The sequence below is a fragment of the Bifidobacterium callitrichos DSM 23973 genome (assembly GCF_000741175.1).
Lineage (GTDB): Bacteria > Actinomycetota > Actinomycetes > Actinomycetales > Bifidobacteriaceae > Bifidobacterium > Bifidobacterium callitrichos.
This window is the reverse complement of sequence record NZ_JGYS01000006.1, coordinates 19,272-45,235: the sequence shown is the minus strand read 5'-3', so window position 1 is coordinate 45,235 and position 25,964 is coordinate 19,272. Positions and strand designations below refer to the sequence as shown.

The 25,964-nt window shown below is 64.6% G+C and carries 17 protein-coding genes and 1 pseudogene; 11 read left to right on the top strand and 7 right to left on the bottom strand.

The window, feature by feature from the left end; all coding sequences use genetic code 11:
• Positions 1-216: 216 nt before the first annotated feature.
• Positions 217-1,161, bottom strand: coding sequence for a MurR/RpiR family transcriptional regulator (locus BCAL_RS04405; protein ID WP_081887248.1), 945 nt, complete (start codon positions 1,159-1,161; stop codon positions 217-219).
• Positions 1,162-1,382: 221 nt separating this feature from the next.
• Between BCAL_RS04405 and BCAL_RS04400 the strand changes: the two genes are divergently transcribed.
• The 8 genes from BCAL_RS04400 to BCAL_RS12165 all read left to right on the top strand — a co-directional run bounded on the left by BCAL_RS04400 (position 1,383) and on the right by BCAL_RS12165 (position 12,541).
• Positions 1,383-2,957 (top strand): NCS1 family nucleobase:cation symporter-1, encoded by a 1,575-nt coding sequence (locus BCAL_RS04400; protein ID WP_043164637.1) that lies wholly within the window; start codon positions 1,383-1,385, stop codon positions 2,955-2,957.
• A gap of 13 nt (positions 2,958-2,970) precedes the next feature.
• The gene (locus tag BCAL_RS04395) at positions 2,971-3,705 is read left to right on the top strand and encodes an aspartate/glutamate racemase family protein (protein ID WP_043164639.1); all 735 of its coding nucleotides are present in this window, start codon (positions 2,971-2,973) and stop codon (positions 3,703-3,705) included.
• Between the two features lie 70 nt (positions 3,706-3,775).
• Complete coding sequence (locus BCAL_RS04390; protein WP_081887247.1) at positions 3,776-5,209, top strand: cation:dicarboxylate symporter family transporter; 1,434 nt, start codon at positions 3,776-3,778, stop codon at positions 5,207-5,209.
• 391 nt (positions 5,210-5,600) lie between these two features.
• Complete coding sequence (locus tag BCAL_RS04385) at positions 5,601-6,863, top strand: pyridoxal-phosphate-dependent aminotransferase family protein (RefSeq protein WP_238549618.1); 1,263 nt, start codon at positions 5,601-5,603, stop codon at positions 6,861-6,863.
• A 44-nt stretch (positions 6,864-6,907) separates the two neighbouring features.
• On the top strand, positions 6,908-8,230 hold the full coding sequence (locus BCAL_RS04380) for a Zn-dependent hydrolase (RefSeq protein ID WP_052119017.1): 1,323 nt from the start codon (positions 6,908-6,910) through the stop codon (positions 8,228-8,230).
• Position 8,231: 1 nt separating this feature from the next.
• Positions 8,232-9,683 carry an allantoinase AllB gene (allB, locus tag BCAL_RS04375; protein ID WP_081887246.1) on the top strand — a complete coding sequence of 484 codons (1,452 nt, stop codon included), beginning with the start codon at positions 8,232-8,234 and terminating at the stop codon, positions 9,681-9,683.
• Positions 9,684-9,719: 36 nt separating this feature from the next.
• Positions 9,720-10,886: an acetamidase/formamidase family protein gene (locus BCAL_RS04370; protein WP_081887245.1), complete on the top strand. Its 1,167-nt coding sequence runs from the start codon at positions 9,720-9,722 to the stop codon at positions 10,884-10,886.
• Positions 10,886-12,541, top strand: coding sequence for an AtzH-like domain-containing protein (locus tag BCAL_RS12165; RefSeq protein WP_052119018.1), 1,656 nt, complete (start codon positions 10,886-10,888; stop codon positions 12,539-12,541). Before BCAL_RS04370 ends, BCAL_RS12165 begins: the two co-directional genes overlap by 1 nt.
• 26 nt (positions 12,542-12,567) lie before the next feature.
• Here BCAL_RS12165 and BCAL_RS04360 read toward each other — a convergent pair whose 3' ends face one another.
• Positions 12,568-13,563, bottom strand: coding sequence for a purine nucleoside phosphorylase YfiH/LACC1 family protein (locus tag BCAL_RS04360; protein WP_043164641.1), 996 nt, complete (start codon positions 13,561-13,563; stop codon positions 12,568-12,570).
• 56 nt (positions 13,564-13,619) lie between these two features.
• Positions 13,620-15,239 (bottom strand): peptidase U32 family protein, encoded by a 1,620-nt coding sequence (locus tag BCAL_RS04355; RefSeq protein ID WP_052119019.1) that lies wholly within the window; start codon positions 15,237-15,239, stop codon positions 13,620-13,622.
• A gap of 113 nt (positions 15,240-15,352) precedes the next feature.
• Between BCAL_RS04355 and BCAL_RS13120 the strand changes: the two genes are divergently transcribed.
• A complete protein-coding gene (locus BCAL_RS13120; RefSeq protein ID WP_152600308.1) occupies positions 15,353-15,874 on the top strand; it encodes a DUF5626 family protein in 522 nt (173 codons plus the stop codon).
• 1,162 nt (positions 15,875-17,036) lie between these two features.
• On the opposite strand, the gene BCAL_RS04350 is transcribed toward BCAL_RS13120, so the two are convergent.
• Entirely contained in the window at positions 17,037-17,705 is a 669-nt protein-coding gene (locus BCAL_RS04350; protein WP_043164644.1) for a LysE/ArgO family amino acid transporter, read from the bottom strand.
• 204 nt (positions 17,706-17,909) lie between these two features.
• On the opposite strand from BCAL_RS04350, the pseudogene BCAL_RS14000 reads away from it, so the two are divergent.
• Positions 17,910-19,405 (top strand): annotated as a pseudogene (locus tag BCAL_RS14000) (aminotransferase-like domain-containing protein).
• Between the two features lie 23 nt (positions 19,406-19,428).
• On the opposite strand, the gene BCAL_RS04340 reads toward BCAL_RS14000, so the two are convergent.
• Positions 19,429-20,295 (bottom strand): aldo/keto reductase, encoded by an 867-nt coding sequence (locus BCAL_RS04340; protein ID WP_043164648.1) that lies wholly within the window; start codon positions 20,293-20,295, stop codon positions 19,429-19,431.
• Between the two features lie 249 nt (positions 20,296-20,544).
• Between BCAL_RS04340 and BCAL_RS04335 the strand changes: the two genes are divergently transcribed.
• Positions 20,545-21,684, top strand: a complete 1,140-nt coding sequence (locus BCAL_RS04335) for an ATP-binding protein (RefSeq protein ID WP_043164650.1) — start codon at positions 20,545-20,547, stop codon at positions 21,682-21,684.
• A 27-nt stretch (positions 21,685-21,711) separates the two neighbouring features.
• On the opposite strand, the gene BCAL_RS04330 is transcribed toward BCAL_RS04335, so the two are convergent.
• Positions 21,712-23,985, bottom strand: coding sequence for a DUF2207 domain-containing protein (locus tag BCAL_RS04330; RefSeq protein ID WP_043164652.1), 2,274 nt, complete (start codon positions 23,983-23,985; stop codon positions 21,712-21,714).
• 238 nt (positions 23,986-24,223) lie between these two features.
• Positions 24,224-25,567: an ATP-binding protein gene (locus BCAL_RS04325; protein WP_043164654.1), complete on the bottom strand. Its 1,344-nt coding sequence runs from the start codon at positions 25,565-25,567 to the stop codon at positions 24,224-24,226.
• Between the last annotated feature and the right edge of the window lie 397 nt (positions 25,568-25,964).

Sequence of the window (25,964 nt, the reverse complement as noted above, 5' to 3'; positions counted from 1 at the left end):
GCCTCATTCCCAGCTCCCCTTGTCAGGACGTTGCTGTTGGCCAGGGCGTTACCCCACCCCTGTCGGGACGTTGCCATGGAGCAAACGGAGAAGCTGCTTGCAGGCAACATGCAAACCGACAAGACACGCGCGCAGCGCGTCCGTAATTGCACGACGAGCCGGCCCGCGAAGCAGGTCTGAGAGGCAGTCGATTCATCAATGAATTCACAACGGAAGCTACTGGCGACGGCGGGGGGACGACTCCAGTTCGCCCATGTCGTCGAACAGGCGATTGATCGCGCTGATGCGGGCGGCCGACTCCTCGGCCGGCAGACAGTCGGAGACGGCATCGACCAGCAGGGCGGCGAGCGCGAAGGCTGCCGTGTAGCTGGAGAGCACGTGCGAACTCAGGTCGGCCTCGAGGACGGTGATCGGCGGGGCGGACGCGGGCAGTGACGAGCGCACGGTGGCGTCGCCGATGACGATCATCGGCACCCGGGCGTCGGCGAGCGCGGCGACGAGGGCGGGGAACGTCGCGGGGCGGCGGCGCACGCCGATGACGATCGCGACGTCGGCAGGTCCGTAGTCGACGATCTCCTCGGCGATGGACTGGCCGGGCTGCGGCAGGACGCGCACGTCGGCGCGCAGCTGGATGAGCTGTTCGCGCAGATGCAGGGCGATCGGATATCCGTTTCTCAGTCCGATGACGCACACGCGGCGGGCGTCGACGATCGCCTTGGCCGCCTGACGTATGGACGTCTCGTCGAGTCTGGAGAAGGTGCGTCGCACGGCGGTGAGCTCGCGGTCCATATGCGAGGCGACGAGCCCGCCGGCTTCGTCGTCCTCGCCGACGCTGGCGAGTTCGGGCGATCCGGGCTGGTGGAAGCGGCGCACGTCACGGCGGAACTCGCCGGCGTTGGCGTAGCCGAGCTTGCGGTACAGGCGGCTCATCGTCGGCTGGGAGACGCCGCTCAGTTCGGCGAGTTCGGCCGAATTGCACACGAGCACGTCGGTCAGGTGGCCGAGGATGAATCGCGCGGCCTCCTGCTCGGTGGCGGTGAGCTCGTCGAAGGTCCGCCGGATGCGGTCGACGGCGGACACGTCGTTCGACGCGCCGGGTGTTGCGTCGGACGTTACGCCGGACGTGGCATCGGGGTCTGAAAGATGGATTTCAGCGGTCATGAATCACACTGTTTCGGATGATTGTTTCCCCAGGGTAAACGGATGGGGCGGTTTCGAGTCCTGAATCAGGCTTCTCGGGACGGTATGTGTCATGCGGGTTTCCAAATCGGGCATGCGGAAAAGAAAACGAAATTTTCGGATCGGCGGAAGTGAAATATTAATTTCCGTTAATGATGGCAGGTCGAAAACCACAGCCGACCACAGAACGTAAGGAGCACGCGATGACCGCCATCACCATCGGACAAGTCAAGGAGCCGCCGGTACCGGAACCCGTAGAACCGGACGACGCCACCATCATCAAGGACGGATACGATCCGAGGCTGGCCAACGCCGACCTCGCGCCGCTCAAGCACCAGACGTGGTCGTGGTACAACATCTTCGCGTTCTGGATGTCCGACGTGCACTCCGTCGGCGGCTACGTGACCGCCGGCAGCCTGTTCGCGCTCGGCATCGCCAGCTGGCAGGTGTTCATCGCCCTGATCGTCGGCATCGTCATCGTCCAGGCGCTCGTCAACCTGATCGCCAAGCCCAGCCAGCGCGCCGGCGTGCCGTTCCCGGTGACGATGCGCTTCGTGTTCGGTGTCAAGGGCGCGAACATCCCGGCGATCATCCGCGGCATCATCGCGGTCGCCTGGTACGGCGTGCAGACCTACCTGGCCAGCGAGTCGCTCAACATCATCTTCCTCAAGTTCATTCCGGCGGTCCAGCCGCTCGCCACCGACTACTCGTTCCTCGGCCTGTCGGCCCTCGGCTGGATCTCGTACGGCATTCTGTGGGTGGCGCAGGCATGCGTGTTCTGGACCGGCATGGACACGATCCGCAAGTTCATCGACTGGGCCGGCCCGCTGGTCTACGCGGTCATGTTCATCCTCGCGATCTACCTCGTGGCGCGTGCCGGCGGTCTCGGCGCCATCGATCTGAACCTCTCCAGCGGCAGGCCGATGGGCTTCATGGAGTCCATTCCGGTGATGATCACCGCCATCGCGCTCGTCGTCTCCTACTTCTCCGGCCCGATGCTCAACTTCGGCGACTTCTCCCGCTACGGCAAGACCTACGGCGCGGTCAAGCGCGGCAACTTCTGGGGTCTGCCGATCAACTTCCTCGTCTTCTCCCTGCTGACCGTGGTGTGCGCCTCCGCCACCGTGCCGGTGTTCGGCGAGCTCATCACCGACCCGATCAAGACCGTCGAGCGCATCGACACCCCGTTCGCGATCCTTCTGGGCGGACTCACGTTCGTGGTGGCGACCGTCGGCATCAACATCGTGGCGAACTTCGTCTCCCCCGCCTTCGACTTCTCGCACGTCAACCCGCGCAAGATCAGCTGGCGCACCGGCGGTATGATCGCCGCGGTCGGCTCCGTGATCATCACCCCGTGGAACTGGTACTCGAACGATCAGACCATCCACTACACCCTCGATCTGCTCGGATCGCTCATCGGACCGCTGTTCGGCATCCTCGTGGCCGGCTACTTCGTGGTCTCCCACCAGCGCATCGCCGTCGATGACATGTTCACGATGGACCCGCGCGGCCGCTACTGGTACCGCAACGGATTCAACCCGAACGCGGTGCTCGCGATCGTGCTGGCCGGCGTGCCGTCCATCGTCTGCGCCGTGCTGCCCTCGCCTCTGAAGCAGATGGGCGTCATCGACGTGACCTGGCTGTCCAACTTCAGCTGGTTCATCGGCGCCGGTCTCGGATTCCTGTTCTTCGCGCTGCTCGAGGCCAAGTGCCCGCAGATGGTGCCGCTGGCCGCAGACGATCCGAGCGTCAACGACGGCGCGGCGATCAAGGACTGAACGGGGGCATCCCATGAGGATCAAGGTCATCAATCCGAACACCACGTGGTCCATGACCCGCACGATCGAGGCGGCGGCACGAGCATCCGTCTCGTCGGACGTCGAGATCGAGGCGGTCAGCCCCACGATGGGACCGGTGTCGATCGAATCGCACGCGGACGAGGCGTTGGCCGCCGTCGGCGTCATGGATGAGGTCCGCAAGGGCGAGGCCGACGGATGCGACGGATACGTACTCGCCTGCTTCGGCGACCCGGGCCTGCACGCGGCGCGCGAACTCGCCTCGGGCCCGGTGATCGGCATCGCCGAGGGCGCGTTCCATGCGGCAAGCTTCCTCGGACGGTCGTTCGCGATCGTCACCACGCTCGGACGCACGCTCGGGCGGGCGCGCGATCTGGTCGACGAATACGGCTTCACGCGCGCATGCGTCGCCTACCGCGCATGCGAGGTGCCGGTGCTGGGACTCGACGAGGACCCCGAGAGCGCGTATGCGGCGCTCAGGGCCGAATGCGAGCGCACGATCGCCGACGCCTCGCCCGATGCGATCGTGCTCGGATGCGCCGGCATGGCCGGCATGTGCGCCCGACTGCAGTCGGAACTCGGCCTGCCGGTGATCGACGGCGTGGCCGCGGCCGCCTCCCTCGTCGAGGCAATGGTCCACATCGGCGCGAAAACCTCCAAACGCGAGGAGTTCGCCACCCCGCCCGCCAAGGAGGTCGTCGGCCTCCTCTCCCCCTTCACCCGCGACTGAGGGCACCTCCAACATCTTCCACCATCACAGAGCCCGCAGAGAGCTCACCCATACAGCCAAGGAGCGCACGATGACAGCCATCACCATCGGACAAGTCAAGGAATCCGCACCAATCGCATCCCGCACTGCAACCGGCGGCCCCGGCGGGTCCGGCAACGGCCCCGGCCACCCGCGCGCCTCCATCGGCGCCACGATCAGGGCGATCGCCGAATCCCTGTTCTTCCAGCTCGTCGTCGCGATCGTCGCGGGCATCGTCGTCGGCATGCTCTGGCCGTCATTCGCCGCACAGGTGAAGCTGCTGGGCGACGCGTTCATCGTGCTCATCAAGATGGTGATCTCGCCGCTGATCCTGCTGGTCGTCATCACCGGCATCGCGCGCATGGGCGATATCAAGGCCGTGGGGCGCGTGGGCGGCAAGGCGCTGCTCTACTTCCTCGCCGTCTCCACGTTCGCGATCGTCTTCGGCATGATCACCGGCAACCTCGTCCAACCGGGAGCCGGACTCAACATCGACCCGAATTCTCTGGACACCTCCGCGCTTGACGCCAAGACCAACGGGGCGAGCGCCACGACGTCGTTCTCCGCGTTCGTGCTGAGCGCACTGCCGTCGAGCATCTTCGACGCTCTGGCCAACAACAACATTCTGCAGGTGCTGGTGTTCTCCGTGTTCGCCGGTCTTGCGGTCGTCGCCGTCGGCCAGGAGAAGGTCAGGCCGCTGCTCGACGTCATGGACGCCGGTCTGACCGTGATCTTCACCATCATGCGTTGGATCATGCGCGTGGCGCCATTGGGCGCATTCGGCGCGATGGCGTACATCATCGGCCAGTACGGCATCGGCACGCTCGGCCAGTACGCCAAGCTCATCGCCGCCTGCTACGGCGCCGCGGTCTGCTTCGCCGCGATCCTGTTCCTCATCGCATGGGTCTTCGCCCGCGTGCCGCTCGGATCCTTCATCTCCTACGCGCGCTCCGAATTCGGCACGGCGCTCGGCACCGCATCCACCGAGGCGGTGATGCCGCAGATCATCGAAAAGCTCATCGATGCGGGCGCCCCGCGCGGTGTGGCCGGTCTCGTGGTGCCGACCGGATACTCGTTCAACCTCGACGGTGCGGCGATCTACCTGTCCACCTCGCTGCTGTTCCTCGCGCAGGCGTTCGGCGTGCATCTGAGCCTCGGCCAGCAGCTGGTCGCGATCGGCGTGCTGCTGCTCACCTCCAAGGGCATGGCCGGTGTCCCCGGTTCAGCGTTCCTCGCCCTGTCCGCAACGGCGACCGCATTGGGTATCTTCCCGGTCTCGGGCGTGGCGCTGCTGCTCGGCGCGGATCGCATCATGGATTCGATGCGCGTGTTCATCAACCTGCTCGGCAACTGCGTGGCGACCTTCGTGGTGGCCAACTGGGAGGGCGATCTCGACCACGAGAAGATGACGCGAGTCTTCGCCGCCGACAAGGCCGCCCGCCGCGGGAAGGCCGCTGTCGAAAACCCGGCATACGAAACCGCGTGATGCCCGTTCACCCCATCCGCTCCTGATCACACCATAGGCGTCCGATTCCCACCAACAGCATCCAAGCTCTGGCGGGAAACGGACGCCTATCGGTTTCTTTGCGTCCATTTCCCACCAGGATCCAACCCAGCCCACGGCAAACGGGCTCGAATCCGGCTTTCGGCGTCCGATTCCGTTGAGTGCGGAGGCGTTCACAACGGAGAACGGACGTCCCATCCGCGCCCCGTCACCCCGTATCGCGAAAACTCACGTTAACATGAATGAAAAATTTCAGAATTGGGGCAGTGCTGAAATAATTTTCATCACGACGGGGTCCGATGAATGGAAACCATGCACGGACCCGCCCCAAGGAACACGAACCGCATCCTCACCGAGGATTCCCGCCAAGGAGATGAGCGATATGTCAGTCACCACCGAAGAGACCATCGACACGTCCAAGATCAAGCCCGTCAACCCGCCGCACCGCCTACTCATGGCGCCCGGCCCGGTCAACGTGGATCCGCGCGTCCTGACCGCGATGAGCAAGCCCACCGTCGGCCAGTTCGACCCGTACATGTTCAAGGTGATGGGCGAGGTGCAGGCGATGTTCCGCACCATCTTCAAGACCCGCAACCAGCAGACGATGGTCGTCGACGGCACCTCCCGCTCCGCCATCGAGGCGGCGCTGGTCTCCGTGCTCGCGCCCGGCGACCCTGTGCTCGTGTGCTGCGCCGGCCGATTCGGCATGCTGCTCAAGGAGATCGCCGAACGCGCCGGCGCCGACGTGCACGTCATCGAACGCCCGTGGGGCGAGGTGTTCACGCTCGCCGAGATCGAGGAGGCGATCAAGGAGGTCAAGCCGAAGCTCGTCGCCACGGTCCAGGGAGACACCTCCACGACGATGTGCCAGCCGCTCGAAGGCCTGGGCGACATCTGCCACAGGTACGGCGCGCTGCTCTACACCGACGCCACCGCGAGCCTGGTCGGCAACGACATGCAGGCCGACGCGTGGGGACTCGACATCGTCACCACCGGCATGCAGAAGTGCCTCGGCGGCCCGTCCGGCTCCGCGCCGATCACGGTGTCCGACCGCGCGGTCGAGGTGATCAACGAGCGCCGCAGCATCGAGGCGGGCGTCGCCAACGCCGGCGAGATCGCCCCGGACGAGGATCGCATCCACAGCAACTACTTCGACATGGCGCAGATCTTCGACTACTGGGGTCCGCGCCACCTGAACCACCACACCGAGGCCACGCATGCGCTGTACGCCGTGCACGAGGCCGCGCGCATCGTGTGCGAGGAGGGCATCGACAACGCGATCGCACGCCATGCGCTCAACGGCAGGGCGATGTCGGCCGCCATCGAGGGCATGGGCCTGAAGCTGTACGGCGACCAGTCTCACCGCATGAACGACGTGGTCGGCGTGGTCATCCCGGAAGGCGTGGACGATGCGGCCATCCGCGCGCAGCTGCTCAACGACTTCTCCGTCGAAATCGCCTCCTCGTTCGGCCCACTCAAGGGCACGATCTGGCGCATCGGCGTGATGGGCGTCAACGCGCGCAAGGACGCGGTCCTGACCTGCGCGGCGGCGCTCGGCAACGTGCTCGAACGCAACGGCGTCAAGGTGAGCACCGACAAGGGCATCGAGGCGGCACTCGAAGTCTACGGCGAGTAATCGAAACAATCACACATCACACGCAACTGAACCGAGGCAATCAAATGAGCGCAGCGCAGTGGGCCGAGGACGCGGCCCGGACGATCATGGACCGGTGCGATCAGCTGGCCACACTGACCAGCATGGAGAACGGCATCGAACGCACATATCTGTCACCGCAGATGGCGAAGGCCTTCGAACTGGTCGGCGGCTGGATGAGGAACGCCGGACTCAAGGTGAGCATCGACCCGGCCGGCAACCTGCGCGGCCGCGCCGAAGGCGAGCGCGACGGACTGCCCGCACTGATACTCGGCTCCCACCTCGATTCGGTGCCCGACGCCGGCAAGTACGACGGCATCCTCGGCGTGATCACGGCGCTGTCCGTGGCGGAGCATCTGGTGAAGTCCGGAGCGACCGCGACGCTGCCGTTCGCCCTCGAGGTCGTCGGATTCGGCGACGAGGAGGGCGCACGATTCGGCGCGACGCTGCTCGGCTCCTACGCGCTCGGCGGCGGCTGGAACGACGAGTGGCTCGATCTGACCGACGCGGACGGCATCACGATGCGACAGGCGTTCCGCGACTTCGGTCTCGACCCGGAACGCGTCGCCGAGGCGGCGCACACCACCGAGGACGCGATCGGCTATCTCGAGTTCCATATCGAACAGGGGCCGATCCTCGAGCAGAGGGATCGCGCGCTCTCGTCCGTCAGTTCGATCGCCGCCGCATCGCGCTACATGGTGACGATCCACGGCCTGAGCTGCCATATCGCCACCCCGTACGATCTGCGTCACGACGCGCTGACCGCGGCGGCCGAGATCATCACCGGCATCGACCGCATCAGCCGCGAGGCGGGCACACGCGCGAACGTCGGCGAGATCAGCGCCGAGCCGGGCGGCGTCAACGTGATCGCCGGCAAGGCGACGTTCAGCCTCGACCTCAGAGCCGGTACCGACGAGCTGCGCGACGAGACGTTCGCGAAAATCTGGGATATGGCCGCCGACGTGTGCGAGCGCTATCACGTGACGATGGATCGCGAGTGCATCCACACCGCCGACAGCGCGCAGTGCGACCCGTTCCTGCGATCCTGCATCGAGGAGGGCATCGAACAGTCGGAGGGCAAGGAGGCGTTCGGACTGATCAGCTATCCAGGCCATGACGGCATGGCCGTGGCCGGGCTGCTGCCGATCGCGATGCTGTACGTGCGATGCAAGGGCGGCATCAGCCACAGTCCGCTCGAATCGGTGCGCGAGGACGACGTGGCGTACGGCGCCGACGCGTTCGCGCATGCGATCGAGAACGTGGCAACGCGACTGCGTGCGGCGGCCGATGAGGCCGAAGCCCGGTCCGCGGCGCTGAACGCGGACGTCGTGCTGGCGATGGAGGCGTGAGATGAGCGGGATGAACGGAATGAACGACGTCGACCTGAAGATCACCGGCCGGATGCTGCTCGGCGGGGTCGTGGTGAACGGCACCGTGCTGGTGAACGACGGACGGATCGTCTCGGTGACGCGCGGCCGTGGATTGGACGGTGCGGGCGATTCCGCGGCCGACGCGTCCGGCAACGCGATCGCTCCCGTCGACGCCCGCGAGACGATCACCCTCGCCGACGACGAGGTGCTCATCCCCGGCATCGTGGACACGCACGTGCACATCAACGAGCCGGGTCGTACCGAATGGGAGGGCTTCGACCATGCGACCCGCGCGGCCGCGGCGGGCGGGGTGACGACCGTGCTCGACATGCCGCTCAACTCGAATCCGCCGACGCTGACCGTCGATGCATTGAACGTGAAGAAGGCCTGCGCCGAGCATAAGGCGCACACGCAGCTCGGCTTCTGGGGCGGCGTCGACGAGACGAATCTCGGCACCGGCATGTTGAAGCGCCTGTGGGATGAGGGCGTGTTCGGATTCAAATGCTTCCTCTCCCCCAGCGGCGTCGACGAGTACGGTTCGCTCGCCTACCCGAAGCTGGAGGCGGCGATGCGCGAGATCGCGTCCTTCGGTGGCCAGCTCATCATCCACGCCGAGGATCCGCGCGAGCTCGCCGCGCACGGCGGACATGTGACCGACTCGTATCGCAGTTTCGCCGACTCGCGTCCCGCCGAGTGCGAGGCGCACGCGGTGGCGCAGGTCGTCGAGGCGGTCGAACGCACCGGGTGCCGCACGCATCTGCTGCACATCTCCTGCGGCGCGTCCCTCGATGTGATCCGCGAGGCCAAGGCCAAGGGTCTGCCGATCACGGCCGAAACCTGTCCGCATTATCTGACGATCGACTGCGATCACATCCCCGACGGGAACACGGCGTTCAAATGCTGTCCGCCGATCCGTAGCCTCGACGAGCAGGATGCCCTGTGGGCCGGGCTCGTCGACGGAACGCTCGATTTCATCGCGACCGACCATTCGCCCGCGACCGCCGCGATGAAGGCCGGAGGTCTTGCGAAGGCGTGGGGCGGTGTCTCCAGCCTGCAGGTCGGGTTCCGCGCGGTGCTGACCGAGGCGAAGCGTCGTGGATTGGGGCTGGCCGACGCGGTGCGTTGGATGAGCGAGAACACGGCCCGTTTCGCCGGATTCCATGATCGCGGTGCGATCGCGCCGGGCATGCGCGCCGATCTGGTCGTCATCAGGCCGGACGAGCGGTTCACCGTGCATGCGGACGAGTTGCTGAGCCGCAATCCGATCAGCGCGTTCGACGGCCGCGTGCTCGACGGCGTCATCAGCCGTACGATGATCGGCGGGGTGACGGTGCATCCGGATGACTTCAGCGAGGCCGGCGATCCGGCGAATCTGATTCGCCGGCCGTACACGGCGGAGGAACCGGCACCGTCCGATTCCGAACGGTTCTGAACGGTTCCGAACGGTTCTGAAAGGGCGAGGAGCGATATGACACGCATTCTGCAGACCGGCGTCGACGTGCCGGCGGACGCGAACTATGTGGCGTCGACCCCCGACCACGTGCTGTGGGGACGTCTGCCCGCGAGCGGCGACATGGCATCCTCCGGTCGCGTGGTCGGCGAGGTCGAATCCGGCGGCAGCATCGTCATCGACACGGTGAGTCATGAGGGGCTGCTGCCGGACCAGGGCAGTGATCCGATCGCCTATTTCGGCTCGCACGGCGTGCCGGCCGACGAGGTGCTCGATGACGCGGCGGCGATCGTGCGCGAGGTGCCGCGCGATCCTGACGCCGACGGCCCGCATGTGGTCACCGGCCCGATCCGTGTGCCCGGCGCGCATCCCGGCGATCTGCTGGCCGTCTCGATCGTCAAGCTCGAGCCGCGCGTGCCCTACGGCGTGATCTCGACCCGACACGCGCGCGGCGTGCTCGCGAACAGCACGGACTTCGACGGCGATTACGGCCAGTTCTGCCGTGCCGACGAGGAGACGGGCACCGCTTGGTTCCGCGTCTCCCCATCCGCCGAGAACGGCCCGATCGTGCGGTTCCCGATGCGGCCGTTCCTTGGCATCACGGGCGTGACGACGGCCTGCGAAACGCGGCCGAGCTCGATCCCGCCGGCCGAGTTCGGCGGCAACATCGACCTGAACGACCTGACCGAGGGCGCGACGCTGTTCCTGCCTGTGCAGGTCGAGGGCGCGGGCCTGTACGTCGGCGACCCGCACTTCGCGCAAGGCAACGGCGAGGTGGCGCTGACGGCGCTCGAGGCCTCCCTGAGGGCCACGCTGCATGTCGAGGTCGTGCCGGCGGCGCGCGCGAAGTCGCTGTTCGGCCGCACCGATCTGCCGTTCGCGGTGGCGCACGGCGCGCTCATTCCGCTGGGTCTCGGCGACACGCTCGACGACGCGCTCAAACAGAGCGTCGAGCACACGATCGACATGGTTTCGACGCTGTTCGGCCTGCCGCGCCATCAGGCGTATCTGCTGCTGTCGGCGGCGGTCGACTTCGACGTGACGCAGGCGGTCGACATCGTCAAGGGAGCGCACGGACTCGTGGATCTTACGATGTTCCGCGACTGCCCCGGATACGATGAGGCGATCGCCGCGATCGGATCGTTCACGGCTGAATCAGTACGCATCGACATGAGGAGACAGTGATGGCGATTTCGGCTTCCAAGGCCACGAGCGCGCCCGCATTCGACAATGCGGAGACGCTCGACCCGGCGCTGCGCACGGCGATCGAACGCTACGAGCGCGCGCTGATGGCGAACGACACGGATACGCTTTCCGAACTCTTCGCGGACAATCCCGACGACATTCCGGTCGTGCGCTCGGATGGTGCGGGCATGCGCGTGGGACACAATGCGATCACCGCGTTCCGCGCCAAGCGCGGCGGCGCTCCCGCCCGCAGACTGCACCGGCGCGTGGCGCGTCAGCTGGATGCGGACAATGCGGTCGTCGTCTCCGAGTTCGACAAGGTCGCCGGCGGCAAGGTGATCCAGACGCAGGTGTGGATGCGGATCCACGGCGAGGCCGCCGGGACGGCAGGTGCGCAGGACACCCGTCGCGGCGCGCGCGATGCGTCGGGCGTGCCGGGCGCGTGGCGGATCGTCGCCGCGCATCTGACCTACCCCGCTCCCGCGCTGGATCGGCGCGTGTGGCGCGTGGCGGGAACTCCGCTGATGCCCGCGGCCAAGCAGGGTCCGTTGAGCGGCATGGGCGTCGCGGTCAAGGATCTCTACGCCGTCGCCGGGCAGCGCATCGGCGCAGGCAATCCCGATTTCCTCGCCGACTCTCCCGTGTGCGAGACGAACGCCGACGCGGTGGATATGCTGCGCGACGCAGGCGCGTCGATCGTCGGCATCGCACAGACGGACGAGTTCGCGTATTCGCTGGCCGGAGCGAACGTGCATTACGGCACGCCGCCGAATCCGAAGGCCCCGGACCGCATCAGCGGCGGCTCGTCGTCCGGTCCGGCGTCGGCCGTGGCGCTTGGTCAGGCGCAGATCGGTCTCGGCACGGACACCGCCGGTTCGATCCGCATTCCCGCGTCATATCAGGGGTTGTGGGGTATTCGCACGACGCATGACCGCATCAGCCGCAGGGGCATCCATCCGCTGTCCGACTCGTTCGACACGGTCGGTTGGATGACGCGCGACGCGCAGACGCTGGGATTCGTGGCCCGCGCGCTGATGCCGGATCGCGAATCGGGAGACGCGATCGACGGGCTCGCGATCGCGACGGACCTCGATCCTCTCGCCGAGCACGATGTGCGCGAGGCGTTCGAGGCGTTCCGCGACATGGCGCTGCGCAAGAGCGGCAAACAGGTGGACAACGCCGGCATCACGCCGAACATGCTCGACGAGCTGCTCGCGATCTTCCAGGTCGTGCGCGGGTTCGAGGCGTGGCGTGCCAACGGCGCGTGGATCTCGAGGCATTGGGACTCGCCGGCTCCGGAGATCGCCGAGCGGTTCCGCCATGATGCGACGATCGGCGAGGACGACTACAGACGCGGGCGTACGCGTCTCGAACAGGCGCGTACGCTGGTGCGCGGCATCATCGGACGGCATGCGCTGCTCATCCCGTCGGCCTCGTCGGTGGCGCCGTTCCTTGTCAACAACGGGGATGTGACGATGGTCGAGCATGCGCGCGCCCAGACGCTGCGGCTCACGTCGATCGCGGGCGTCGGCGGTCTGCCGGCGGTGAACATCCCGCTGGAGACCGCCGACGGCCTGCCATGCGGCGCATGCCTCATCGGCCCCGCCGGTTCGGACAAGACGCTGATCGAACTGGCGAAGGAGCTGTACCGGTAGGGGCCGGCCGCGAGGGCAACCGGTGACTAGTGACGCACGATGAGGGCGAGGAGGCGCCCCTCGTGCGTCTTGCCGGCCTTGGAGGCGCGGCGGTGGGAGTACCACAGCGGGTTCTCGAGGGTGCACATCGAGTGGTTGATCGCGCCGATGCGTTCGGCGAGCTCGGCCGGCCCCTCGCCGTCGGTGCGGCACAGTTCGGCGAGCTCCGTATCCTCCTCGAGGTATTCGGTGGCGGCGTGGACGCGCGGCATCGAATCGACGACGTGGCTCACGCCGGCGAAGGCGAGGTCGATCATCGCGGCTTCGGCGATGTCGATGCCGGCGCCGCCGAAACGGGTCGTGGTCCGGGTCAGCGGGAAGCGCTTCTCGAACGTGTCGGCGATCTCGTCGCCGACCTCGTAGCAGTCTCCGCAGATGCGGGGGCCGAGCGTGGCGACGATGCGGTTCGGATCGGCGCCCTTGAGCTTCATCAGGTCGACGGTCGCGCCGATCACGCCCTTCTCGAGACCACGGCGGCCGCAGTGGGCGGCGCCGATCACGCCGGCCTCGGGGTCTGCCATGAGCACGGGCAGGCAGTCGGCGGCGAACATGCCCAGGGCGATGCCGGTGCGCGTGGTCACCTGTCCGTCGGCCTCCTTGACCTGCGGCGCGGCGGAGTCGGCGGCATCGCCCGTATGATTCGTGCCGGAGACGTCGAAGCCGAACGGGGTGTTGATCTCGAAGGCGCTGTCCACGTCGACGGCGATGCCGGAGTGGACCTGCGAGACGAGCGAGAGTCGGGCGCCGATCGCCTCGGCGAGGGCCACGCGGTTGGACAGCACGGCCTCCGGGTCGTCGCCGGACTTGCCGCCCAGGTTGAGGTTGCCGTAGTCGCCGGTGCTCAGGCCGCCGAGTCGGGTGGTGTAGACGACGGTCACGCCGGGGGCGAGCGCGATCGGGATGGTCACCGGGATCGGACGGCCGTCGCGGTCGGTGGAGCTGATCTTGTTGGAGTCGATGATCGTATCGTCGTATTCGCTCATGTGGGTTCTCCTTACGGTCGAAGTCAGTCGAAGTCTTGGCGATGATGGATGCGGGGCTATTCGGCCTTGAGGGTCGGATGCTTCGTGCGCGAACGGATGGCGGCGTTGTCCGGCACCTCGTGCGGGCAGGGCAGCGAGAACACGTGCGCCGGGTTGTTGATCGCCGAGACCGGCACGCCGTCGGTGTCCTCGAGTCCGCGGGCCGGCACGGTGTAGACGAGCGGAGGCTCGCCGGGCAGCACGAATTCGACGAGCTGACCGGGTTCGATCTTGTTGCGGCTCATGATGGTGACTCGTCCGCCGCGCTCCGGGCTCCACGAGAGCACCTCGCCGACGACCATCCACGCGCGGAAGTAGGCGGAGCGGTTGGTGTTCTGCGTGACCTTGTGCTCCGGGTAGTAGAAGCCGGTGGAGTAGTCGCGGTGGGCGACCTTGTCCGGCTCGTCGAGCAGCCAGTCGGGCAGGGTGACGTGTTCGGCGGGGCGGACCTTCGCGTGATGCCAGCCTTCGGGCAGCACCTCCTCGCGCGTGTTCGACTTGCGGCGTGCGGAGCGGGCCTTGTAGCTCAGTTCGTCGAGTTCGGCGCCGCCGGCGGAACGGGCCGCGGCGTCCTCGGTCGGCACTGTCGGCGCGGTCGGCGCGGCATCGCCCGCGAACTCCAGCCCGATGTCGCCTCCGGGCACGCCGGCGAACGCCTTGTCGGCGTCGCGTTCGATCTGATCGGGCGTCTCGCCGATCGAGGCGGCGTAGTCGGGATCGCCCTCGCGGATCACGCGATCGCGGAACGGCTGCAGCACCGTGCCGTCGGCGGTTTCGAAGCCGCGCTGGACCATGTACTCGTTGACGGCGGTCTTGTACGCGTTGGTCATCGCCGCGATGTAGTAGGCGGACTTGGAGCGGCCCTCGATCTTGAGGCTCGTCGCTCCGGAGTCGATGAGATCGTCGATGTGCTCGAGCATGCACATGTCCTGCGAGTTGAACAGGTACGCGCCCTCCTCGGTCTGTTCGATCGGGAAGTACTGTCCGGGGCGCTTCTCCTCGACGATCGAGTACTTCCAGCGGCAGGGCTGGGCGCATTCGCCGTGATTGCCGTCGCGGCCGGTCAGATAGTTGGAGAAGAGGCAGCGGCCGGAGAACGCCATGCACATCGCGCCGTGGACGAAGCATTCGATGTCCATGTCGTCGGGGATGCGGGCGCGGATGTCGCGCACGGCCTGAAGATCCATCTCGCGCGCGAGCACGACGCGGCGCGCGCCGAACTCGTAGAGGGCCTGCGCGGCGCCGTAGTTGGTGACGCCGGCCTGCGTGGAGACGTGCAGTTCGACGTCGGGGGCGATCTGATGGGCCATCATCATCACGCCGATGTCGGTGACGATCATCGCGTCGATGCCGGTGTCCTTCAGCTGGCCGATGTAGTCGCGCATCGCCTCGACCTCGGCGTTGCGGGGCAGTACGTTCAGGGTGACGTAGACGCGCGATCCGCGCTCGTGCGCATAGCGGGCACCCTCCTCGAAGTCCTCCAGGCTCAGGTTCTTCGGGGCGGAGCGCATGCCGAAGGCCTTGCCGCCGCAGTAGACGGCGTCGGCGCCGTAGTCGACGGCGGTCTTGAGCCCGCGCAGGTTTCCGGCCGGGGCGAGCACCTCGGGCTTGCGGCGCATATGCAGATTCTTACTCATGTCCTCGTTCATCACCCCAACAGTGTAGCGAGAACGGTGTAGCGGTGTATGCGTCGGCGTTGACATCTCACCGTTATGCACATATAATAGAAATGTGCTCAAAGGAGAACAAAATGCATCGTTATATTTCTTTTTTTGTCACACTTTTTATGCTAGCAACCATCTGCACAGTGCCTACTTCAGCTAACGCTACAGAGTATCGCAACGACCATATTCAGGCACAAGCGATAAGCAGCACTGATGGAACAGTAGTATTTAAAAACATCAATCTGCTTCAATCAGGCCAACCACTAATCGCCACCACCTACGATCCCAATGGAGAGACGGTCATATGGCAACTTGAAGTATCGCCCGATTCCACACGCAGCTCAAGACGAGCAAAGATACACCGAACCACAGTGACTGACCACGCAAGCTTTTGGGTGACGGTAACAAACAATCGCGTGACGGCTGCAGATAGTCCTTATGTCGCGATGCTACCACCATTCATCCCATCAGAAGTCACCCTAACGCATAATTCTACGACAGCAAAAATGACTTGGATCTACTCCACGACAGCCGGAGGAGGAGGCATGTTGTATTTGCAATGCGCCGTTGTCGGTTATGACAATATCTGTTCTTCAAGGTATCAATGAGGCATATTATGGGAGCTTTAATAGGAGAAGCCGTTATCGGCATAATGGCATTCAGCATTATCGGCATAGTAGTTTACGCTTTTATAAAAGCATTTAAGAAGCATTAATAAAAAAGAGCTATAAAGGATCGCAAGAAAAACAACGAAAGAATCTAACTTCACAGAAGATACGCCCTGTACGTGAGCCAGCATCTGTGCCGCCCTAGTATCCTGCGTTGGAAGTTCGTTGTTGAATTGGCCGCCCCCTCGGGCCTGCTTCGGAGCCTTTCCGCACGCCCATACGGCCCACTTTCTATTGAACACACACTTCGTCCGATCCTGTAGGATCCGGCGTTGAGGGGGTGGTGGGAAGTGGCGACAACGTTTGATTCCGTAGGGGCCGATACGTCGATTAGGGTGAATCGAGGATGAATGCGCGATGAGTCGCGATGGGGCTGCCACTCAGTGCATGTCAATCGGTTGATGTTCGTTGAGCGGCAGAAAACCGTGCCGCTCAACGCGATTTCGGTGGTTTTTCGCGTTGAACGGCAGACACATCGGCGACAGGGGCGGTCCTTGCGATACCGGCCATTGCGGAATCGTTGGAAAACAGCCATTTTGACAACATGTCAAAAAGTCGGCGAGGCAGCAATGACGTATCGTCGTGCCGCTCAACGCCAAAAACACTGAAAAATGCGTTGAACGACACAGCCAGAGCACAGCCGGACGGCACAGCTGCAGCACAACTGGACAGTATGGCCGGACGGCACAGCCGAGGCGTGGCCGGACGGCATGACTGAGGTGGCGCGGCCCGGCGACACACACAATTGAGTCGGTCTGCGATGGCGCGGCCGAGTGTCTAGCACCTCCACCGGAAATTCGCTGGTCTCATCCCATCTCCCCTTGTCGGGGCGTCGCCGTTGGCCAAACGTCACCGTGAAAAAACAGTTTCACCGTTTGCAGGCAACGTCGGGGCCGACAGGCGACCCAGCATGACGCGCGCAGCGCGTCCGTAATCTCAGGACAAGCCAGACCGCGAAGCAGACCTGAAGCAGGCCTGAGGAGCGGTCAATTCAACAATGAACTTACGGCGCAGGATACTAGGAACTCCTTTGGGACGGCGCAGATGTTTGCGGAGCTAGCCCGACAAGGCGCGAACAGGCCCCGCGACGCGCGGGGATGCTTCACAGGACGGCAAGCGCGAAGTCGACGAGCAGCTTGATGCCGTAGAGGGTGATGACGCCGCCGCACACGCGGTTGAGCACGTCGATGACCTTCGGGCTGAACTTGTGCGCGAACGCGTTGACGACGAGGGTGACGCCGAGGAACCACAGTACGGAGGCGGTTTCAACGCCGGTGATGAACGGCGTGGTCTGGCCGGCGTTGAGCGTGGCGGCGAACGCGCCGAGCATCAGCGTGCCATCGATGATCGCCTGCGGGTTGAACCAGGTGACCGCGCAGGCGGTGCCGATGGTGTCGAGCAGGCCGCGCATGCCGAGATGCTTGGACGGAGCCGACTGGTCGGCCGGGGCGGCGGCCGAAACGGGTTCGGCCCCGGCCGCATCATTCCGCTTCCGCTTCGGCAGCACGAGCCCCATGCCGATGCGGATCACGACCAAGCCGCCAAGGCCGAGCACGATGGTCTCGAGCCACGGGTTCGCCTGCATCAACGCGCCGATGCCGAAGAAGCAGGACAGGCTCAACGCCATATCGAAGAAAATGACGATGAGCGCCGTGATGAGGGCGTTGCGCCGCGTGCGCGTTAGCGCCGAATTGATGACGAACAGATTCTGCATGCCAATCGGCGCGATGTACGCCAATCCCATCGTCAGTCCCTGAATGTACAGGCCCATCGTCTACTCTCCCCACGTCTTCATGTTTGGCTGGACCATACACACCCAGCCAAACCAGCCAAATAAACTTCGAGTGAACTCTTCCTTGCGGATGCCTCGAACGGAAATCCGCCATATTCCAATACCATTGCCATATCCTACGCAGCGCATTACACTTGACAACCAGCCAAGAACACCACATGCAACCCAGCCAAAGGAGTATGGATGGCACGCAGCGCACCACTCGACATCGACTGGGCTCCGGATCGCACGTCCGGCAGGCCCGTCACCGAACAGATCGTCGACTTCATGTGCGAGCGCATCTCCTCGGGCGCCTGGCCGATCGGCTCGCGCCTGCCCAGTCAGCGCGCAATGGCGGAGCGTTTCGGCGTGAACCGGTCCACGGTCATCGCGGCCGTCGAGGAGCTCGCCGACTACGGCATCGTCGAGGGGAGGCGCGGCGGCGGCACGCGCATTGTGAGCAACACGTGGTCGCTGATGCTGCCGGGCGCGCCCGATTGGGCCGACTACGTCTCCTCCGGCTTCTTCAAGGCGAACAACACGACGATCCAGACCATCAACCGTCTGGAATTCGACCATACGAAGACGAGACTCGGCACCGGCGAACTCGACCCGCGGCTCTTCCCGCGTGACATGTGGCGGCGCGTGGCACGCGAGGCCGCCGACCGGATCGATTCGCTCGGCTATCCGCCACCGGAGGGGTTGGACGTGCTGCGCGAGGCGATCGCCGCGCACATGCGCGAATGGGGCGTCGACTGCCGACCCGAGCGAATACTCGTCTCCTCGGGAGCGCTGCAGGGTCTGCAGATGATCTCGGTGAGCCTGCTGTCGGCAGGATCCACCGTGTACGCGGAGGCACCGAGCTACATCAAGTCGCTGCAGGTGTTCCAGTCGGCCGGCATGCGGCTGACCGGCGTGCCGATGGACGGGCGGGGACTCGACGTGAATGCGCTGGGGAAGCTACTCGGAGATGACACGGCGACGATCGCGCCGACGCTCAACCCGATCAGGCCACCGACCACGGCGACGCGGTGCTGTACACGATTCCCACCAATCACAATCCCACGGGGATCACGATGCCCGAGGAACGACGGCGTGCGCTTCTCGCCGCCTGCACGGAGCATCGTCTGCCGATCATCGAGGACTGCGCGTATCAGGACCTCGTCTTCGAGGGGCCGACGCCGCGCTCACTCGCCGCGCTGGACGACAACGGCATGGTGATCACGGTGGGCAGCGCGTCGAAGGCGCTGGCGCCGGGGCTGAGAATCGGCTGGGTGTGCGCGGACGAGCGCATCGTGCATCGTCTCGCCGACGTGAAGATGCAGATGGACTACGGCGCGAGCACGCTGAGCCAGTGGGTGTTCGCGCGGTTCCTCGACTCCGGCCTGTACGCGGAGTATCTGGAGTCGCTGTGCGCCGAACTGCGCCGGCGTCGCGACGCCGCGCTGGAGACGCTGGACCGCCTCTTCGCCGGCCGCGCCCACTGGAACGTGCCGCGCGGCGGCTTCTACATCTGGCTCACGTTCGATGAGCCGGTGCATATGGGACGCCTGTTCCAGCGGGCGATCGATCACGGCATACTGCTCAACCCCGGAGACATCTACGACTTCCGAGGCAACAACGCGCTGCGTCTGAGCTACGTCTACACCACCCCGGAGGAGTTCGCCGGGGCGGCGCAGGTGCTGGCCGATCTCGTGTGACGTGGGGGCGAGGGAGACGGAAATCAGCCGAGCTTGGCGAGCTCGTCCGGAGAGAGCTCGAGCTGGTCGGCCTTGAGGGAGTCGAGGATCGTCTCGGGGCGGTGGGCGCCGGGGATGACGAACATATGATCGCCCTTGGCAAGCTCCCACGCAAGCACGACCTGCTGGTAGCTGACGCCGTGGGCGGCCGCGACCTCGCGGAACGGGTCGAACTTCGACTCGTCGTACGGGTGACGGTAGCCGCCGAGCGGGCTCCAGCACACGAACGCGAGACCGAGCTTGGCGCAGTAGTCAAGCGTGTCCTGCGTGTCGAGGTGGATCGGCGAGTACTGGTTCTGCACGGCGACGAGCTTGTCCCCCAGGATCGAACGGGCGATGTCGATCTGCTCGATCGAGGCGTTGGAGACGCCGGCCACGCGCGCCACACCCTCGTCGACGAGCTGCTTGAGCGCCTCGATCGACTCGTTGTACGGCACCTCCGGATCGTGGCGGTGCAGGTAGAGCAGGTCGATCGTGTCGACGCCGAGCGCCAGCGCGGACTGCTTGCCGTACTCGATGAGGTGCTCGGGCTTGCCGTCGCGCGGCCACAGCGGCTCGCCGTGCTCGCCCCAGACGCGGCGCAGGCCGATCTTCGTGGCGACGGTGACCTCGCTCTTCGGGCCCTTCCATGTGGCGAGCGCCTCGCGCACCAGCTTCTCGCCGGTCTGCTCCTCCTCGCCCGGCGTGTAGTACGCCCACGCGGTGTCGATGTGGCGGCATCCGGCATCGAGCGAGGCGTGCAGCGTCTCGATGCCGACGTCATGCCCACGGTTGTTCTCGATGGTCAGCGGCATCTCGCCGTGGCCGATCGCGGTGGTGGAGAACGGTCCCAGATTACGATACAGCGCCATGGCTGCTCCCTTCATTCGTCGAAACGGTGACAGTGCCAAGCGTAGGCGTCCCGGCCGGTTTTCGCCACACGGACGTCCGATACGCATCCGCTGACGCGTACCGGTGGAAGATGGTACGCAATAGTGTACATTCGTGTACTTTGGTACGCATTCGTGTAACTTGGTACGTATTCGCATATACTGAAGGAAGATGCAACGGCAATACGAAACCGCATCAGCAATGCTTCCAAGAAGGAATGAGACTCCGTCATGCCATCCATCAATCCGTTCAAACCGACTGCCGGCAAGATGCCGCCGATCCTCATCGGACGGCAGCCGATCATCGACGACTTCTCGGAGGCGCTTGACAACGGAGTCGGCGCTCCGGGACGCATCATGCTGATCACCGGGCAACGTGGCTTCGGCAAAACCGTCATGCTGACGGAATTCCGACGCATAGCCAAGGCACGACATTGGGAGGTCATCGCGGAAACCGCGTCCACAGGCCTCGTCGCACGACTTATAGCCACTCTCTCCCCCACCGGCATGCGACTGGATCAGGCCGACATCAGCCCGTCAATCGGAATCGCAGGCATCGCAACCGCGAGTCTCGGCCAGGCACGATTCTCCGCGGAATCCAATCCGCTCACCCTGCGCAATGCATTGAACAGACGCCTGAACTCCAGGAAGATCGGCAAAGGCAAAGGCATCCTCATCACCATCGACGAGACGCAGGCCGCCGCACACGAGGATCTGGTCGCGATCGCCACCGCCGTACAGCATGTCATCACCGATGCCGATGAAAGCGACGTCCCCGACGCCGACAAGAAGGGCGTCGCCATCGTATTCGCGGGATTGCCATACATGCTCAACGATCTGCTGGACAACGAAGTGACCACCTTCCTGCGCCGCGCACTGCGACGGGAACTGGAGAACGTGCCGTTGCCGGACGTCAGGAACGCCTTTCTGGAGACCGTTTTGGATTCGGGCAAGACCGTCAGCGAGCCCGACGCACGCGAAGCGGCGAGGCTTTCCGACGGATATCCGTATATGGTGCAGCTTGTCGGCTACTACATGTGGCAGTCCGCGCAGCGACGTCACTCCGACGTCATCACCGCTTCGGACATCGCGACCGGCGCGGCGGATGCCAAACTCGCCTTCGACGACGCCGTCTGCGCTCCCGCCATGGACGGAACCACCAGTGCGGAGCGACTGTTCCTCAAGGCCATGGCGAAGGATGTCCCCGACCCCACGCAGGTCGGGGACATCGCGGAACGCACCAAACGCAGCCGCAGCTGGGTGAGCAAGTACCGCGCGGCACTCATCAAGGACCGACTCATCCGGTCTGCCGGACACGGGCAGCTTGAATTCGCCGTGCCGCATCTCGGGCAGTATCTCCAATCGCTGTAGCAGTCGACCAGTTGGTCGGCTGACCGGTCAACGGCCACCGGAGGTGCCGCCGCCGGAACCGCCGCCGCCTCCGTCGAAGCCGCCGCCGAAGCTCGAGGAACCGGACGACGACGAGGGGGCCGCGGCCCTGATCGTCGAGGAGATGTCGGCGAAACCGGCGCTGATCTGCGTGCCGAGATCGGATAGACCGGACGCGAACGAGTCGCCGCCGAACGCGAAATCACCCGTCGACCCGCCGCCCGATCGGTCCGAACCGGAATAACCGGCGTTCCAGAGGTACGGACGGTACGTCCAGTACCACAGCGAATCGGAGGCGTGCTCGTCGAGCCATTCGGAATCCCTGACCTGCGGATACGCCTTGGCAAGCTGCGCGATGGCCTCGCGCGAGATGCCGAACGCGGCCGCATACACCATGTACCAGTCCCACAGCGCCAGATCAGGCACGCCACGGTCGGTGAAGTCGGAGAAATCGACCATGTAGCGTCTCAGCCCCAGGCATCGGCCGCCGTACTCCTGACCGGCCGGTGTGGGGACATCCTCCACCCCGGCCAGAGCGCAGAACAGGCCGATCGCGAACGGCGGCAATCCGAAGCACAGGGCGGCCACGGCATTGCCGGCGAATGCGAGGTTGAAGATGAAGCACACCACCCCGAGCATCGTCTCGAGGACGGCAGGCAGAACATAATACCCTGAGACCGATCTGGTCGCGCCGAGCTGGGCGAACTCGTCGCGCACGGTGGTGCGGAACCGTTCGAGCGACTGGTAGCCCGTCTTCCAGTCCTCGCATGCGTGCTTCATCTGCACGAAATCGAACACCGGTCCGCCGACCCGCCGCGAGATGTCGACGAGCAGATCGAGGCAGGCGGATTCCGACCTGCTCAGTTCCAGCGTCTTACGTCGCGGATCGTAGGGGACGGCGAGCGCCGCCGGCAGGATCACGACCGTGGTGGTCGATTGTGCGGCCCTGACTCGCCTCGTCTGCCGTCCGATCCGCTGCGCGATGGCTGCTGGATCGGCGTGAGCCATGTCGAGGTCGCGGTACAGGTCGGACGGGCCGGGGTAGAGCGCGATCGCCTTCTTTACGGCGAGCGACATGACGGTGGCGGAGAGCGACCGGTCGTCCAGTTTGCCGGAAGGGTGGATGCTCGAGCCCGCGGCGTCGAACACGTCGACGAGCCGTGCGGCGGAGTCGGGACTGATGCCCGGTTTGTCGCGCCAGTATTCGATGTTTCCCTTGTAGCGGGCGGCGCGAAGCGTGTAGAGCGCGCCAAGCACGCCCCATATGCCGAGCGCAATGGCGAGCACGACGCTGCCCGCCCATACCATGACCGTGACACGTGCGCTGTCGCGCTTGCGATCGGCGGCATAGCGCGCCTTGGCGTCCTCCTCGTCGTTGAGCGATTGCAGACGGCCGCCGGCCGCCGTGCGCGCCACGTCGCCGGCGCGGGCGGAGTCGAAGGCGCCGATCACGTTGATGTACCCGCCGACCTTGAGGTCGTACACGGTGAAGTGCATCGTGCCGTCCGACTCACGCGTGACCTCGTTCGTGTTGGCGGTGTGCAGCCAGGTGTGCGGGACGGTGGGGTCGGAGGCGTCCGGCGCACCGGACGAGCCCGTGCCCTCGGGGAATCGTACGACGCCGGTGACCTTGCCGGCCGGCACCTCGTTCTCCTTGGCGATCGGCTCCCACTGGAAGGTGGTCACGTCGTCGTATTTCGTGGCGACGCCGCGCATCGTGAACGATACGTCGATCTTGAGGCTCTTCGCATTGTCCGTGGCGGGGATGTTCCAGCCGATCTCGATGATCCGTCTCCCGGGCTGCGTGTTCGGCGCGAGGTTCGAGCCGGGTTCGTACGGCTGCGGATTGGAGTCGCCGCCGGTGACGTCGACGATGTACCAGCGGTTCGCGTAGTCGCTGTCCCAACTGGTGTCGCCGACCTGGTTCGGGTTGCGGAACTCGGTCTGCGTGAACGCCTGCCCGGTGTCGACGTTGCGCACCCGAATGTCGGTGATGTCGATGAGGTTCGACGGGTCGAGCGTGTACCGCCAGTACAGCTGCTTCCACGGCTTGGTATTGCCGTCCTCGTCGTCGCGGGATCGCAGCTTGTAGTCGAGACGCTGCGTGATCTTGAGGTCGCCGTCCTTCGTCGCCGTCGCCTCATAGTCGATGGAACGGTAGCTCAGGCTGGCGGAATCGTCATCGGCCACCGTGACGATGAAGGCGGCGCCGCCGACGATGAGCGCGATGATAAGCGTGATGAGCACCGACTGGAGAGCGGCGCGGACGATGCGGTTTCTCATGGCTTATGTCCTTTTATGTCCTTCGCTTCCTTGCGCACTGGGTCGTGCCCGATGGAACCGTCTTCAGAACCGGACCTGAGGCACGGCGCGACTCGCCTCGTCGGCCTCGAAGTACTGCGCCCATCCGTTCCCGCACCCATGACCATTCCCCTTCTTCGGAGCGTCCCCCTATTGGTCGCCCTTCCATTGTCTCACACAATCGGCGGGATCAGCGGGATCAGCGCCGAGACCATGTTCGTCAATCCAAAACGTCATCCGGGATGATGTTGGCGGGATCATGCGACGCAGAGAAATACTCACCGACCGCCCACAACGGCACGTTGGTGAGCCAATCCTGCTCACGGAATCCCCTCATCGATGTACGATACCCGTGCAATCCGGTGGCTGAACACAGTAGTCGCAGACTTTTGGCATGTACATTCTCCTCGGCCTTGACCTCCAGCGGCGCGGGACGACCATCATATTGCAGGACGAAATCCACTTCCGCCGTACCTTTGCCCGACGTCCAATAGTAGGGATCCCGGCCTGCCGCAGCGAGCTGCTGGCAGACATACTGTTCGGTCATAGCGCCCTTGTATTCCTCGAATGCCGTATTCGACAGGATCACGTCACGGGCCGTCACATTCATCGCGGCACCAAGCAATCCGACATCGTGCATATACAGTTTGAACGCCGACAGGTCCTCGTAATCCCGTAACGGAAGCTGCGGCTTGTCGACACGATACACACGGTGCGCCAGACCGGAATCCACGATGAACTGTATCGCCGTCTCATACTGCGCGCGCCGGGCGCCCTGCGCGATGTGGCCGAAGACGAATTTGTGGTTCTCCCGTCCCAGATGCGAGGGAATGGAACGGTACGCGAGGCGTACGCGCTCAACGTCGATCTCCGGCACATCACCCTTGTGCTTGGAGAAGTCGTTGTCATAGTCAGACAACAGCGCATTCTGACGTCGACGTGCCGCGATGTAGTCATTGTCTCCGTCCAGAAACTCGTTGACGACCTGCGGCATACCGCCGACGAAATAATATCGACGCAGCATGCGTTCCAACCGGTCGCCGAACGCCTCCGCTCGAACGAAGTCGAGAGAGCATACGATGTCGGCGAGCACATCCTGCCCACACGCCCGCAGAAACTCGATGAACGACAGAGGATACATGTCGATCGAATCGATCTTGCCGACGGGGAATGAGCGACCGGCATGGTATGACAGGCCGAGATACGAGCCCGCCGCGGCAATATGCTGTTCGGGCGTATTCTCGGCGAACGCCTTCATCAGCGTGATGGCGGAGGGCACCTCCTGGATCTCGTCGATGACGACCAGCGTACGACCGGGAACGATCTTCACCCCTGTGAACACCTCGATGTTCTCCAACACCTGACGCGCGTCATACCCCGGAGCGAACACGGCGTGCGTGGATTCATCCATGAGATTGAGATAAGCGCACGAGTCGTATCGAGTAGAACCCAGCTCCTTGAGCACGTAGGTCTTGCCCACCTGTCTCGCTCCGCACAGTATCAGCGGAAGTCTGTGTCTGGACTTGCTCCATGACTCCAGTTGACCCATCACATCACGCTTCATCGCGTCCCCTTCCCTGTCTCCGATCACGTTCCGCGCGGTCTGCACACACACTCCAGTCTACCGTCCATACAAGTGTGATACAAAAATACTGACGAAGTATATGCATATCTATGCAAAAATTCTAAGGATGAAATCACTGTTTCACGCAAAAAGATGAAGGACAATAACCGGAACATCACAGCCAAAGGAGTGGGGAGCCGGACCATCCCGTTCGGGACCGTAGGCTTGGCCGAGCGGCCTTGAGCGTGTCCCGAACGGGATGGCCCGGCTCCCCACGGCCCGAGCACTCGGAGCGAACGCCGACGAACCCGGCGAACCCGTATTCGTTTCTAACTATGAACGGCTATCAAACGCCGGAATCGCAACGTTTCCGAGCTACCGAGACAAGGTGCGCGTC

Bases quoted from the DNA above. Each gene is read 5' to 3' on its own strand.
- BCAL_RS04400 (WP_043164637.1), top strand. From the start codon at position 1,383: ATGACCGCCATCACCATCGGACAAGTCAAGGAGCCGCCGGTACCGGAA.
- allB (WP_081887246.1), top strand. From the start codon at position 8,232: ATGAGCGGGATGAACGGAATGAACGACGTCGACCTGAAGATCACCGGC.
- BCAL_RS04360 (WP_043164641.1), bottom strand. From the start codon at position 13,563: ATGAGCGAATACGACGATACGATCATCGACTCCAACAAGATCAGCTCC.
- BCAL_RS04355 (WP_052119019.1), bottom strand. From the start codon at position 15,239: ATGAGTAAGAATCTGCATATGCGCCGCAAGCCCGAGGTGCTCGCCCCG.
- BCAL_RS04325 (WP_043164654.1), bottom strand. From the start codon at position 25,567: ATGAAGCGTGATGTGATGGGTCAACTGGAGTCATGGAGCAAGTCCAGA.
- BCAL_RS04405 (WP_081887248.1), bottom strand. From the start codon at position 1,161: ATGACCGCTGAAATCCATCTTTCAGACCCCGATGCCACGTCCGGCGTA.
- BCAL_RS13120 (WP_152600308.1), top strand. From the start codon at position 15,353: ATGCATCGTTATATTTCTTTTTTTGTCACACTTTTTATGCTAGCAACC.
- BCAL_RS04380 (WP_052119017.1), top strand. From the start codon at position 6,908: ATGAGCGCAGCGCAGTGGGCCGAGGACGCGGCCCGGACGATCATGGAC.
- BCAL_RS04370 (WP_081887245.1), top strand. From the start codon at position 9,720: ATGACACGCATTCTGCAGACCGGCGTCGACGTGCCGGCGGACGCGAAC.
- BCAL_RS04395 (WP_043164639.1), top strand. From the start codon at position 2,971: ATGAGGATCAAGGTCATCAATCCGAACACCACGTGGTCCATGACCCGC.
- BCAL_RS04385 (WP_238549618.1), top strand. From the start codon at position 5,601: ATGAGCGATATGTCAGTCACCACCGAAGAGACCATCGACACGTCCAAG.
- BCAL_RS04390 (WP_081887247.1), top strand. From the start codon at position 3,776: ATGACAGCCATCACCATCGGACAAGTCAAGGAATCCGCACCAATCGCA.
- BCAL_RS04340 (WP_043164648.1), bottom strand. From the start codon at position 20,295: ATGGCGCTGTATCGTAATCTGGGACCGTTCTCCACCACCGCGATCGGC.
- BCAL_RS04335 (WP_043164650.1), top strand. From the start codon at position 20,545: ATGCCATCCATCAATCCGTTCAAACCGACTGCCGGCAAGATGCCGCCG.
- BCAL_RS04350 (WP_043164644.1), bottom strand. From the start codon at position 17,705: ATGGGCCTGTACATTCAGGGACTGACGATGGGATTGGCGTACATCGCG.
- BCAL_RS12165 (WP_052119018.1), top strand. From the start codon at position 10,886: ATGGCGATTTCGGCTTCCAAGGCCACGAGCGCGCCCGCATTCGACAAT.
- BCAL_RS04330 (WP_043164652.1), bottom strand. From the start codon at position 23,985: ATGAGAAACCGCATCGTCCGCGCCGCTCTCCAGTCGGTGCTCATCACG.